The organism is Neobacillus sp. K501 (assembly GCF_053749995.1).
This window is the reverse complement of record NZ_JBSLYA010000003.1, coordinates 312628-326529: the sequence shown is the minus strand read 5'-3', so window position 1 is coordinate 326529 and position 13902 is coordinate 312628. Positions and strand designations below refer to the sequence as shown.

The 13902-nt window shown below is 40.2% G+C and carries 12 protein-coding genes and 1 pseudogene; 12 read left to right on the top strand and 1 reads right to left on the bottom strand.

Going from position 1 to position 13902, the window contains the following annotated elements:
• Nucleotides 1–38: 38 nt before the first annotated feature.
• The 8 genes from ACWM35_RS09620 (at nt 39) to ACWM35_RS09585 (ending at nt 8378) form a co-directional block, all read left to right on the top strand.
• Nucleotides 39–1214 (top strand): thiolase family protein, encoded by a 1176-nt coding sequence (locus ACWM35_RS09620; RefSeq protein WP_454817715.1) that lies wholly within the window; start codon nt 39–41, stop codon nt 1212–1214.
• Nucleotides 1215–1274: 60 nt separating this feature from the next.
• Nucleotides 1275–2057: an enoyl-CoA hydratase gene (locus tag ACWM35_RS09615; RefSeq protein ID WP_454817713.1), complete on the top strand. Its 783-nt coding sequence runs from the start codon at nt 1275–1277 to the stop codon at nt 2055–2057.
• A 29-nt stretch (nt 2058–2086) separates the two neighbouring features.
• Complete coding sequence (locus ACWM35_RS09610; RefSeq protein ID WP_454817712.1) at nt 2087–3067, top strand: NADPH:quinone oxidoreductase family protein; 981 nt, start codon at nt 2087–2089, stop codon at nt 3065–3067.
• Nucleotides 3068–3097: 30 nt separating this feature from the next.
• Complete coding sequence (locus ACWM35_RS09605; protein WP_454817710.1) at nt 3098–4330, top strand: acyl-CoA dehydrogenase; 1233 nt, start codon at nt 3098–3100, stop codon at nt 4328–4330.
• A 98-nt stretch (nt 4331–4428) separates the two neighbouring features.
• Nucleotides 4429–5505: a phosphotransferase family protein gene (locus ACWM35_RS09600; RefSeq protein WP_454817708.1), complete on the top strand. Its 1077-nt coding sequence runs from the start codon at nt 4429–4431 to the stop codon at nt 5503–5505.
• 36 nt (nt 5506–5541) lie between these two features.
• A complete protein-coding gene (locus ACWM35_RS09595; protein WP_454817706.1) occupies nt 5542–6285 on the top strand; it encodes an SDR family NAD(P)-dependent oxidoreductase in 744 nt (247 codons plus the stop codon).
• Nucleotides 6286–6584: 299 nt separating this feature from the next.
• Nucleotides 6585–7823 carry a serine/threonine transporter SstT gene (sstT, locus tag ACWM35_RS09590; RefSeq protein WP_454817704.1) on the top strand — a complete coding sequence of 413 codons (1239 nt, stop codon included), beginning with the start codon at nt 6585–6587 and terminating at the stop codon, nt 7821–7823.
• A 135-nt stretch (nt 7824–7958) separates the two neighbouring features.
• Entirely contained in the window at nt 7959–8378 is a 420-nt protein-coding gene (locus tag ACWM35_RS09585) for a hypothetical protein (protein WP_454817702.1), read from the top strand.
• Nucleotides 8379–8383: 5 nt separating this feature from the next.
• Here ACWM35_RS09585 and ACWM35_RS09580 read toward each other — a convergent pair whose 3' ends face one another.
• The gene (locus tag ACWM35_RS09580) at nt 8384–9874 is read right to left on the bottom strand and encodes an MHYT domain-containing protein (RefSeq protein ID WP_454817700.1); all 1491 of its coding nucleotides are present in this window, start codon (nt 9872–9874) and stop codon (nt 8384–8386) included.
• Between the two features lie 165 nt (nt 9875–10039).
• On the opposite strand from ACWM35_RS09580, the gene ACWM35_RS09575 reads away from it, so the two are divergent.
• The 4 genes and pseudogenes from ACWM35_RS09575 to ACWM35_RS09560 all read left to right on the top strand — a co-directional run bounded on the left by ACWM35_RS09575 (nt 10040) and on the right by ACWM35_RS09560 (nt 13892).
• Nucleotides 10040–10714: a phosphatase PAP2 family protein gene (locus ACWM35_RS09575; protein WP_454817699.1), complete on the top strand. Its 675-nt coding sequence runs from the start codon at nt 10040–10042 to the stop codon at nt 10712–10714.
• 501 nt (nt 10715–11215) lie between these two features.
• Nucleotides 11216–11446 carry a hypothetical protein gene (locus ACWM35_RS09570; protein WP_454817697.1) on the top strand — a complete coding sequence of 77 codons (231 nt, stop codon included), beginning with the start codon at nt 11216–11218 and terminating at the stop codon, nt 11444–11446.
• A 225-nt stretch (nt 11447–11671) separates the two neighbouring features.
• Nucleotides 11672–12136: a PadR family transcriptional regulator gene (locus ACWM35_RS09565; protein WP_454817695.1), complete on the top strand. Its 465-nt coding sequence runs from the start codon at nt 11672–11674 to the stop codon at nt 12134–12136.
• 14 nt (nt 12137–12150) lie between these two features.
• Nucleotides 12151–13892: pseudogene (locus tag ACWM35_RS09560) on the top strand (ABC transporter ATP-binding protein).
• The last annotated feature ends 10 nt before the right edge of the window (nt 13893–13902 follow it).

Sequence of the window (13902 nt, the reverse complement as noted above, 5' to 3'; positions counted from 1 at the left end):
GTTAAAAGTGAATTAATAATAATAGGGAGGAAAAATGAATGTCGAAAAGAGATGCAGTCATTGTATCAGCAGTGAGAACTCCCATTGGGAGACAAGGAGGGGCATTAGCAAGCTTAAAAGCACATGAATTCGGTGCAATTGTCATTAAGGAAGCACTAAAAAGAGCAGGAGTAGATGCGAACCAGATTGATGATGTTATTTTTGGGAATGTGTTAAGCGGTGGTGGAAACATCGCTAGGTTAACCGCATTACAAACGGGTCTAAGCCTTGAGATTCCAGGCTTAACGATTGACCGCCAATGTGGTTCAGGAATCAATGCCGTTAATTTAGCCGCGCAAGCCATTAGAGCAGGAGCAGGAGATATTTATGTTGCCGGTGGTACCGAAAGTATGAGCCGTGCGCCGTATTTAATGGATCGCCCAACGAAGGCCTATAGTCAAGTACCACCGAATTTCCGTAAATCCCAGCTTTCACCAATGGAAATTGGCGACCCGCCAATGGGAATCACTGCTGAGAATCTCGTGAAAAAATATCAGATTACTAGAGAAGAACAAGATGCTTATTCCTATCGAAGCCAACAAAGAATGGCGGCTGCTATGGAAAAGGGATTCTTTAATGAACAAATCATTCCGATTCAAATTCCAGTTAGAAAAGGCGAACCCGTTACTTTTTCAGTCGATGAACATCCTAGACCAAACACTACATTAGATGGATTAGCAAAGCTTTCGCCAGCTTTTTTACCACACGGAACGGTTACAGCTGGAAGCAGTTCAGGTCTAAATGATGCAGCAAGTGCTTTAGTACTGATGTCTCGTGAAAAGGCTGCTGAATTAGGATTAACACCTCTAGCCGTTGTGCGCGACTATGCTGTAAGTGGTGTGGATCCAAACATTATGGGTATTGGTCCTGTGCCTGCAACAAGAAAGCTATTAAATCGAACAGGATTAACGCTGGAAGACATTGATTTAGTAGAAATAAACGAAGCATTTGCTTCTCAGGTGATTGCCTGCAACCGCGAGCTAGAGATTAACGAGGAAAAATTGAATGTAAACGGTGGTGCGATAGCCCATGGCCATCCACTTGGAGCAACAGGTGCAATCTTAATGACAAAAGCCATCTACGAATTACAAAGAACAAACAAACAAAGAGCCATTATTACGGCGTGCATTGGCGGTGGTCAAGGGATTGCCACTCTTATTGAGCGCGAAGGTTAAAAGTGTTTCCATTTTTATTAAATACTAACCATTTAGTATGTAGATGAGGTGAAGGGATAAATGAATAATCAATTAGTGAAGCTTGAAAAAAATGATCGTATTGCTACTGTTACCATCGACAATCCACCATTGAATGTTTTAAGCAAACAAGTAATGAGCGAGTTGAAAGCTATCTTTGAAGAAATCGCCATCGATAACGATATTGTCGTTGTCATTTTGACTGGGGCGGGAAGCCGGGCATTTATGGCAGGTGCTGATATTAAAGAATTCCCGCAATCGATTGGTCAAAAAGGAACGAAGGAACGAGTATTAAAGCAGCATGATGTCTTTAACCAAATCGATTTCCTGCCAAAACCGACGATTGCCGTCTTAAACGGGTTAACCTTTGGCGGAGGATGCGAGCTTGCGATCACTTGTGATATCAGAATTGCAGAAGAACACGCACAGCTTGGCTTACCGGAAATAAAACTGGGAATTTTTCCAGGGGGCGGAGGTACACAACGCCTTCCTAGAATCGTAGGAGAAGCAAAAGCGAAAGAACTTATGTTTGTCGGCGACCCGATTACGGCTCACCAAGCGGAAAGAATGGGATTAGTGAATAAAGTAGTTGGCACTGGAGAAGGAATGAAGGAAGCACTGGCTATGGCCAAAAAAATAAGCGGCTATTCCCTACAAGCACTATCCCGGATTAAAAAAGCGGTAGACGAAGGGGCGGATAAGGAATTCCAGGCCGGTATCGAAAGAGAAGCTGAGCTGTTTGAGGAGGTTTTTTTAACCGAAGATGTGAAAGAAGGGGTTTCAGCCTTTATTGAAAAAAGAAAGCCTGTTTTTGCCCACAAATAAAAAAGTAATTTTTTCAGGAGGAAGTTAAGATGAAAAGTTGGATTGTTAATCAATTAGGAGACCCAAAAGATGTACTGGAGTTAAAGGAGTTAACGGTTCCTTCTCTTGAAGATGGGAAATTATTAATTCAAGTAGAAGCTTCCTCCCTAAACTTTTTCGATATTTTACTTTGCCAAGGAAAGTATCAGGAAAAGCCTCCGACTCCATTTACGCCGGGAGCAGAAATTTCCGGAATCGTTAGGGCCGTAGGAGAAGGAAGCCGATTTAAGGCCGGTCAGCGTGTTGTCGCAACTCCACCTTTACCAAACGGTGGATTAGCGGAATGGGTTAGTGTTCCAGAAGATTCCGTCTATGTCATTTCAGAGTCAATGTCTGCTAGTGAAGCGGCATCGATGTTTATAACCTATCAAACCTCTTACTATGCTTTATATCACCGTGCCAATATTCAAAAAGGAGAGGTTCTTTTGGTCCATGCTGGAGCTGGCGGTGTTGGCTCAGCAGCGATTCAGCTTGGCAAGGCAAGAGGAGCAAAAGTAATTGCTACCGCTGGCGGACCTGAAAAGGTTCAATTATGTAAAGAACTTGGAGCCGATATTGCGATTGATTATTTAACAGAGGATTTTGTTGCAATCGTGAAAAAGGAAACAGGTGGACGCGGAGCCGATGTCATTTATGATCCAGTGGGCGGCGATGTTTTTGATAAATCAAGAAAATGTATCGCTTTTGATGGACGGCTATTGGTCATCGGTTTTGCAGGCGGCAGAATTCCAGATGCTCCGGCCAATCATGCGTTAATCAAAAACTATTCGATTGTTGGCGTCCATTGGGGCTTGTTCCGGAGATTGAATCCGGATAAGGTGATTGAAATCCATGAGGATCTAATGAGTCTCTACGAACAAGGCTTAATTAAACCTTTAATCTACCGCGAGTATGATTTTAACGATGTCCCTTCAGCATTGGATGTGCTGGCTGATCGTCAAACGTATGGGAAATTAGTTGCTTTGCCTTAATTTTAAAAATTGTGATAGGGGATGACCAAGATGAATTTTTCGTATTCTGAAAAAGTAGTAAACTTGCAGAAAAAAGTAATGAATTTTATGGAAGAGTATGTTTATCCAAATGAAAAGGTTTATCATGAGCAGTTAAATCAACAGAAAACGCGCTGGTCTGATATTCCTTCCATAATGGAAGAACTAAAACAGAAGGCGAAAGATCAAGGACTTTGGAATTTATTTTTACCGGATAGTGAATATGGTGCCGGCCTAACCAATTTGGAATATGCACCAATCTGTGAAATCATGGGCAGATCGGTGATTGGACCGGAAGTATTTAATTGTAATGCACCAGATACCGGAAACATGGAAGTTCTCGTTCGTTATGGAACAGTACAGCAGAAAAAACAATGGCTAGAACCACTTCTTGCAGGTGAAATTCGTTCCTGCTTCTCAATGACAGAGCCGGATGTAGCTTCCAGTGATGCGACGAATATTGAAACCAGTATTGTCAGAGATGGCGATGAATACGTCATTAATGGGAGGAAATGGTGGTCCTCTGGAGCTGGAGACCCACGCTGTAAGATTGCCATTGTCATGGGGAAAAATGATCCAACCGCTCCTAGGCACGAACAGCAATCTATGATTCTCGTACCGTTAAACACTCCTGGCGTTAAGATTGAACGGATCTTACCAGTGTTTGGCTATGATGATGCTCCTCACGGTCATGCAGAAATCGTGTATGAAAATGTTCGAGTGCCAGCTGAAAATATGCTTTGGGAAGAAGGGAAAGGATTTGCTATTGCCCAAGGGCGTCTTGGACCAGGTCGAATTCATCACTGTATGAGATTAATTGGTCTTGCAGAACGTGCCCTAGAGGACCTTACTAAGCGTGTTCAAAGCCGGACTGCTTTTGGTAAAAAAATTGCAGAACAAGGTGTTGTTCAAGAGTGGATAGCCGATTCCCGAATTGAAATCGAGCAGGCGCGCTTATTGACTTTAAAGGCAGCCTATATGATGGACACGGTTGGAAATAAGGAAGCAAAGACTGAGATTGCGATGATTAAAGTGGTTGCACCAAATATGGCACTAAGGGTGATTGACCGAGCCATTCAAGCATTCGGTGGAGCAGGAGTTAGTGATGATTTCACCCTTGCCTATCACTGGGCCCAAGCTCGGACGTTAAGAATTGCAGACGGTCCTGATGAAGTTCATCGTCGTCAAGTTGCTAGATTAGAACTTCAAAAATATCAAAATACCGAATTTGCAACCGTCCGTTAACCAGTAAGAGACTAGGAAGATGTTCAGGTAGAGGAAGGGAGCTATCCTATCCACTACCTGAATCCCTTTAGAGATTTGAGTGAAAGGAGTAAAAATATATGAATGTATCCTTTCGTGATACGATAGCGGTTCGAAAAGGGGAAGAACTCAATAAGGAGGCTCTCCTGAAATTTATTCAAGTAAATGTCGGGGATCCACCAACATGTGATTTGGAAATTGAACAATTTAGTGTTGGTCAATCGAATTTGACCTATTTATTAAGGATAGGTGAGTGGGAAGCGGTGTTACGAAGGCCGCCACATGGCCCTGTTGCAAAGAAAGCCCATGATATGGAGCGGGAATATACCATCTTGTCCAATTTATACCCCTTGTTTCCAACCGTACCAAAGCCGTATATTTTTTCCGATGACCACTCTATCGTTGGCAGTCCTTTTTTTATCATGGAAAGAAGAAAAGGTATCGTGTTAGATAAAGACTTTCCTATTAATGTTCCGTATAATCGGGCTATTGGGCGAAGAATTTCAGAAATCATGGTTGATAAATTAGTAGAGTTGCATCGGGTCGATTATACGAAAACAGAAATATTAAACATTTCTCGTCCCAATGGATTTATGGAGCGTCAAATCGCTGGCTGGATTAAGCGGTATGAGAACGCTAAAACGGAAGAAATTTTTGGTGTTAATGAGCTGACAACTTGGCTGCAAACGAATATTCCAGTTTCCCCAAATCCCACCATTATTCATTATGATTATAAATTAAATAATGCCATGTTTTCCGATGATTTTTGTGCGATGACGGGTTTATTTGATTGGGAAATGGCCACAATTGGTGATCCGCTAGCAGATGTTGGCGTTGCCCTAAGTTATTGGGTAGAAGACGGTGACTCTGAAGAGTTGAAAAACACGTTAGGTAAACAAACGATAACAGCAATGGATGGATTCTTCACACGTGAAGAATTTTTAGAAAATTATGCCAACAAAAGCGGCCGCGATATTTCAAATATTCATTTTTATCTTACTTTTGCGTATTTTAAGTTGGCCGTAATTGCCCAACAGATTTATCTGCGTTACTTTAAAGGGCAGACAAATGATGAAAGATTCTCGACGATGAATCACAGCGTAGCGAATTTAATTCAATATGCGTTGTACTACTCTAAGGGAGTGTCATCATGGTAAGGGTCGTATGAATAAAAATAGGAAAAAGGTGATTAGATGCGTTTAGCGAATAAAGTAGCGATCATTACTGGGGGCGGTGGCGGTATAGGACGAGCTACTGCTGTAAGATTTGCCAAAGAAGGTGCAAAGGTGCTAATTGCCGATTTAGGAGAAGAGTCAGGGATCAAAACTGTACAGCTGATTAAGGAAAAAGGTGGGGAAGCAGCCTTTGTCCGTGTGAATATGACTGTTGCTGAAGATGTAGAGCACATGGTCCAAAGGGCGGTTAATATTTTTGGCAAAATCGACATTCTAATCAACAATGCTGGTGTGAAAAGTGACGAGAAAAAAATACCGGATGTTTCGCTGGAAGAGTGGCAGCAAGTATTTGATATCAATACAACCGGTGTATTTCTTGGAATGAAATATGCAATTCCTAAGATGGAATCAGGTGGTTCGATTGTTAACACAGCCAGTATTGCAGGAATCAAAGGCCAAAAGCTGGTAGCCGCTTATTCGGCATCAAAAAGCAGTGTTATTGCACTTACGAAAACAGCAGCAACAGAGTTCGGCAAAAAGAATATCCGCGTAAATGCGATTGCTCCCGGAATCATCGATACAGATATGGTAGAAGATTGGAAGCAAACAAAAAAATGGCCGATCCTGTCTACAGCCAATGCCTTAAATCGAATTGGCCAGCCTGAAGAAATCGCAAATACTATTCTATTCCTGGCTTCCGATGAGTCTTCCTTTATTACAGGTGAAACCATCGTGATTGATGGAGGTACTCTAAATCTATAGGTACTTTGATGATGATTACTATTAGGCATAACATTGATAATACACAGTTAAAAAATACCACTCATTATTAGGTAGGGAATCATTGGATAACCATGATTCTCTTTTTTATTGATACTTTTTAATAGAAATATTTTTCCTGCCATTTTATGCGGATATATCAAGAGGTTTTTACTTTTACTATATAGAAAATAATAATAACGCTATTGTAATATATCTAAATATTCTCTATAATACATTCTATTAGAATGATAGTTTAACGGAAGATAATTCTTATCTTCAACAAATGGGGGAGGACTTCTATGAAAAACTTTTTAAGCAAGTGGAATCGAATCAGTCTTGTCAAACAAATATCAATTGGACTAATCATCGGTATTATCCTCGCGGTCACCATCCCTGAGGTAGCAAAACCAGTTACCATTTTAGGCTCTTTATTTGTTGGAGCGTTAAAAGCAATTGCACCTGTACTGGTCCTTTTCTTAGTCATGTCCGCCATCGCCAATCACAAAAGTGGTCAGCAAACGAACATGAAATCGATTATCTTCCTCTATTTATTAGGAACGTTCTTAGCAGGATTAATCGCTGTAATCGTCAGCTTTATTTTCCCTGTCAGTATTACGCTTACTAAGGGGGCGGAGGATTTAGCAGCTCCTGGCGGTGTGGTCGAGGTTCTTAAAACATTATTATTGAATGTTGTCGATAACCCAGTAAAAGCGATTTTTAATGCGAATTACATTGGGATTTTAGCATGGGCAATCGTCCTTGGATTAGCATTAAAAAATGCTGCTGATTCTACGAAAACGTTGATTACGAACTTTTCAGATGCTGTCTCCAAAATGGTTTCATGGGTCATTAAGTTTGCGCCATTTGGTATCATGGGGCTTGTGATCGAATCCATTACAACCAATGGACTTGAATCACTTTTAAGCTATGGGAAATTATTGGTCGTTTTGATTGGCTGTATGCTATTTGTGGCTTTCGTTGTCAATCCACTAATTGTATACGTCAGTTTACGTCAAAACCCGTATCCACTCGTCATCCAGTGTATTAAGGAAAGTGGGATCACCGCGTTCTTTACACGGAGCTCTGCGGCGAACATTCCGGTTAACATGAAATTATGTGAAAAACTTGGCCTTGATAAAGATACGTATTCTGTATCGATTCCGCTGGGTGCAACGGTCAATATGGCTGGTGCAGCAGTGACAATATCTGTTTTAACTCTGGCTGCGGTTAACACATTAGGCATTGAAGTGGACATTCCGACTGCAATCATCCTAAGCGTTTTGTCAGCTGTGTGTGCATGTGGAGCTTCAGGCGTTGCCGGTGGATCACTTTTATTGATTCCTTTGGCATGTAGCTTATTCGGAATCCCGAATGATGTCGCGATGCAGGTAGTCGGCGTTGGCTTTATCATTGGGGTTTTACAAGATTCGTTTGAAACAGCTCTTAACTCCTCTACAGACGTCCTGTTCACAGCAACGGCAGATTATAAAAAGCGGATGCAGGAAGGCAAAAAAGTAAATATCAATAAAGTAGCATAATGAAAGCAGCCCTCTATCAAATGGATAGAGGGCTTTCTTTACGACAATATGTCGATATTTGTTGATTTTTATATTGTGTGATTTCCATATATCCGGAAAACCTATAATCAATTAGCAAAAACAAAGGAGAGTTTCATGAGGAATATGGCTGCATTATTTTCCATGCTAATGCCTGGATTCGGACAAATCTATAATCAACAATTCCTAAAGGGTGTCTTTCTACTATTCGTAGAACACTATGATAATGTATTTGGAAAAATTAATACCGCTATCCATTTTGACTTCAATGGTTTTCACCAAAAAGCCCTAGAAACTGCCAACTTTCAGTATGTATTATTTTATCCAGGATTTTATGCGTACACCGTATGGGATGCCTGGTATCACGCAAAGCCTGATGGGGATAAAACAAAATCAGCAATTCCCTTTTTTATTGGTGGTGTCCTTGGTGAATTCGGTGCAATCTTTGCCACGCGCTTATATATACCTACTCTAACGGTTGGATTACTCATGGTTATCCCGATGATTTGCGGAATGATTATTTTTAAAAATCAATAATATCGTTAAGAGGACTGAGATAAAGTAGTTTCCTCTTTCATCATATTTAATTGTTCTAAATGATTTAATTCAATTGGTAACGAGATGGTAACAGTGGTACCATCTTCAGGGTTGCTTTGAATTTCAAATTTACCCTTATGGTTTTGAATGATCTTTTTACTCACCATTAATCCGAGTCCAGTGCCTTCCGTTTTAGTGGTGAAGAATGGTTTACCAACTAAATGAATCGATTCTTCTGGAATTCCAATGCCATTGTCTGATACATTGATAACGAAATAGGAATTTTTTTGTTCCAAATGAATCTCAATTTTCCCGCCTTCTTGCATGGCTTCGATTGAATTCTTGATGATATTCGCTAAAACTTGCTTTATTTGGTTTTCTTCACAATTTAAAATAAAGGAATCTCCCACAAATTTCGGGTGAATTTCAATATTTTTCATAATGGCATGTGTATTTAACAGGTCAATCACATTCTGAATGCTTTTGGATAAATCGGTTAACCCGATATGGACAATATGTGGTTTCGAAAGCACCATAAATTCACTAACAATAAAATTAATCCGGTTAATTTCATCATACATAATCTTTAAATATCTCTTATTCGCCTTGTTATCAGTATTTTCATCTATCATTTGCGTAAATCCCTTTAATGCGGTTAAGGGATTCCTAATTTCATGTGCCACACCTGCTGCGAGTTCTCCCACTAGAGAGAGTTTCTCTGACTCTCTTAACTTTCTATCACTCGCATTAAGATCCTGCATTTTTATAAGGAGTTTCTTATCAAGGAAGCCACTTGACAGTAACATGATGATCACAACGATGGTTGCCGGAACACTGATAAAAGAGCTTAATGTACCAGAATTAACGGAATAGATCGTCTCTGCTAACGAATCTGACTTCATTTGAAAAGTCGTTCCCCACATCCCGAGATAATGCATACAAGCCATTCCTAGCCCCATTAAGACACTGCTCAATAATCTCCATTTAAAATGCATCGAGTGACAATGATTAAAGAAAAACAGTAACCATAAAGAGCCAAATGAGGCGACAAAAGCAATTAAGATGGACAGAAGGACGATAGATAGCTTAAAGCTTATCAAAAAATTTAATTTCATCGCCCAAACACCGAGATAGTGCATACAAACAATTCCACTTCCCATAAAAATACTAGAGAAGAGAAGCCGGAAATGGTTTAACTTCATCAGAAAGAAGGCAATCCCTGTTCCAATAATAGAAATAACCAAAGAGAGCAAAACAATTCTACTATCATAATAAATGGGATGTGGCGTTTCCATTGCAAGCATGCCAACATAGTGCATCGTCCAGATCCCAATTCCCATCGCAATCGCACAGCCCAATAGCCATAGATTGTACATAAAGTCTTTAAACACAATTATTTTCCACCGAAGATCTAAAGCAATATATGAAAAAAGAATCCCGATAAGAATTGAAAAAATAAACCAGTAATCGTTATAACTGCCAAGATTGTGTTCCATGCTGTATCACTTCCAGTTTTCATTATTTCATTCCTTCATGATTGACTTTAAAGCGCGAGAATATAAGGAAATAGCTTAAAAATGGGATATTGTACCTAAGAATGTACATGAGATTGTAAATGACTGGAGACATTAATGTGTATATTCCAAATAGGAGTCTTCCACATGAATTTATCACTTGCACTGATTGTCAGTTTCATTTCATTATTAGGTTTCGGTCTAATGGCATTCTTAATATCAGCGGATAAAATTGTGAATTTTGATCAGTCGATTATTGGGATTGTTCAAGGATACGAGGATCAACGCTTGACAAAGATCATGGAGTTTTTCACCTTCATTGGCTCCACACCCGCAGTCGTTGTGCTCTGCCTGTTGATTATTTTCTTTCTATTTAAAGTCTTACATCATCGCTCAGAGTTAATCTTGTTTGTCATCGTAGTTGCGGGATCACCGATTTTAAATCATCTTTTAAAAGGAATCTTTCAACGGGCAAGACCGGATTTACATCGTTTAATTGACATTAGCGGCTATAGCTTCCCAAGCGGTCATGCGATGAATGCCTTCACGGTTTATGGGATCCTTACTTTTTTACTTTGGAGACATATTTTTAACCGTCCAGGGCGGTGGATGTTAATCTTATTTAGTGCCATCATGATTTTCGCCATCGGCATCAGCCGGATTTATCTAGGCGTCCATTATCCAAGTGATATCATTGGCGGCTATCTAGCGAGCGGTTTCTGGCTCGCGGCTACGATATGGCTTTTCCAATGGTACAAAGACAGACAACCTGTTCCAGAGGGACGATTACTGGAAAGGACTGAAAAAGTAGCTGAAGATTGATGTGATTACCGTTTAAGAGGACTTGTCATGGAGAAAGGGAAATAGATTTATTCGTCTGATTACCGTTTAGTAAGAAAGATCATAGGAGCGGGCATCAGAACAGGGTTCTGATTACCGTTTAACCAGAAAGATCATCGGAGCGGGCATCAGAATAGGGTTCTGATTACTGTTTAACCAGAAAGATCATCGGAGCGGGCATCAGAATAGGGTTCTGATTACCGTTTAACCAGAAAGATCATCGGAGCGGGCATCAGAATAGGGTTCTGATTACCGTTTAACCAGAAAGATCATCAGAGCGGGCATCAGAATAGGGTTCTGATTACCGTTTAACCAGAAATATCATTGGAGCGGGCATCAGAATAGGGTTCTGATTACCGAATCACCAAAAATATCATAGGAGCAGGCATCAGGACAGTGATCTGATTACCGTTTAACAAGAAATTTCATAGGAGCGGGCATCAGAACATCGCTAACCACGTTCAAAAAAAGAGGAGGACAACGATGAAACCCTTTGAAATTCAAAATATGATTATCGATGATGATTTTGCTGTGGAGGAATATGTTACTGTTGATTTTACGAATGAACAAAAGGATTTCAGTATCACTTTTAAAAAAGCAGACCTCGAAGTGATTAATGCCTGGAAATTTGAGAATGGGACATCAATACCCGCTAACCTATCTGAATCTATGATTGAATCGATAAGAGAAGAGGTCAAAAATCGAATACATTAATATTTGAAAAAGCATCGGAAGAACCACCTCCGATGTTTTTTTGTACGTTAAGAAAGTATAAAATTTTAGCACTGAAGATTTTTCGATGTAGTTAAAATTTTTAGGAATGAAGTATAGGCAATCGCCTGTGCCTAACGGCTTGGCGCTAGCCAAGTTTTCTTAATTTACTATTAATCGATATATCGATTAAAATTAACGATATATCGAAATTCAAGGAGGATCAGAATGAGAAAAAAAAGAGGCTTTATCCAAATCGCGATATTGCACTTGCTACGTGAAACTTCGATGCATGGTTATCAAATTATGAAAGAATTAGAGGAGCGTTCGGACGGGCAATACAATGCAAGTGCCGGTACTGTGTATCCTGCCCTTCAGGAGCTTCTCGATCATGGCACGATAAAATTGGACGATGATGGTATAGATAAAAAGGTATACTCCATCACTGAAGGTGGGGAGAAACGATTAAAGGAATTTTCACAGGAAGAAGAGGGAGATTTCTGGTCTGATTGGAAAGAACATCTGAAATGGAGGAATTCCAAAGAATCTGTCCTACTAAAACATAGCATTAAACAATGGGAGCAAGAACTTAGAAAAACGATTAAGCATATCCGTCAACACCCGGAAAAAACTCATCAATTCGTTGGATTACTAGAAGAACTGACGGAACGTTTACAGAAAGAATTCAGATAGACAGGAGAAATTTCATGAAGTCTGCAAAGAAGCTTCTTCCATACATGAAGCCCTACACATGGTTTGCATTGCTTGGGCCATTCCTAATGTGCATCGAAGTAACGATGGATTTGCTGCAGCCATCGCTCATGCAAAAAATCATTGATGAGGGAATTGCCAATCAAGATCATGGATATGTCATCCAGTTTGGACTATTCATGCTGATAAGCGCCATTATTGGGTTAATTGGCGGAGCTGGTAGTGGAATCTATGCATCGAGAGCAGCTGTTCATTTTTCCACCGATGTCCGCCTGGACGTCTTTAAAAAAGTTGAACAGTTTTCCAATCAAAATACTGATTCCTTTGGCACAGGTAAATTAATCACGATTGTAACCAACGATATTGCCGCGATTCAATCCGCCATCACGATGACGTTGCGTGTTTTTGTCCGCGGACCACTTTTATTTATCGGATCTGTGGCAATTGTTTGGATCACTGCGCGCGAGTTGTTTCCGATTTTACTCTTTAGCATCCCGATTCTCATCCTACTAATCTATTATTTTTCAAAAAAATCAAGTGCTCTATTTACAAATGTGCAAAATGCGGTCGATAAGGTTAACACAAAGCTTCAGGAAACATTAGCTGGCATTCGCGTAATCAAAGCATTTGATCGTCAAGATTTTGAAAAAAAACAATTCCTTCAAATCAATGAGTTATTGACCAAACGAAATTTGTCTTCGGAACAGGTCGTTTTCACCCTGATGCCGCTGATGCTGTTCATCGTGAATTTGGGGATTGTCTTTGGTTTGTGGTTTGGAGCCATCAAAGTAAACGAAGGGACGCTCCAAGTCGGGGTGATTTTGGCGTTTATCAATTACTTAAATATCATGTTGAACGGCTTAATGAGCAGCAGTAATGTTCTGATGCAAATTGCCCGCGCTTTTTCATCCGCCGATCGAATTAATCAAGTACTAGAAACAGAGATTGCGATAACGGAACCAGACAAGCCAATTTCGCCATGCGAAGTCCGGGGTGACATAGAGTTTAAAGACGTATATTTTAGCTATAGTAAAAATGGCGAATATGTATTAAAGGATTTATCTTTTACAGTAAAAGCTGGTGAAACCATTGGAATCATTGGTCCAACAGGAAGTGGAAAATCCACTTTAATCAAGCTAATCCCAAGGCTTTTTGATCCGGATTCAGGAACGATTCTGCTCGATGGAATCGATAGTAGAATGTATTCTCTTCAGAATCTGCGGGAAGCGATGAGCGTTGTTCCTCAAAAGCGATGTTATTTTCAGGGAGTATTGAAGAAAATTTACGTTATGGGAAAGATGAGGCTTCAACCTCAGATATGAGTGCGGCGTCTGAAGCGGCGGCCGCTAGCGAGTTTATCGACAAGTTGGAAGATGGATTCTCTCATTCTCTTATGCAGGGGGCAACGAATTTGTCTGGCGGTCAGAAACAACGATTATCGATGGCACGTGCTTTTATTCGTGAACCTAGAATTCTGGTCCTTGATGATTCAACGTCAGCCATCGACGCAATTTCGGAAGCAAAGATTCAGCAAGCATTAAAACAAAGCTACCCGAATACAACGGTATTCATTATTTCTTTAAAAATTTCATCCATTATCAATGCTGATAAAATTCTAGTGATGGAGGATGGGATGATCGTGGCCCTTGGCACCCATGATGAATTATTAAGAAAAAGTAAATTATATCAGGATATTTACACCTTTCAAAGCGGGAAGGAGGCGGCTTTCAATGAGTAAACATAGCTCA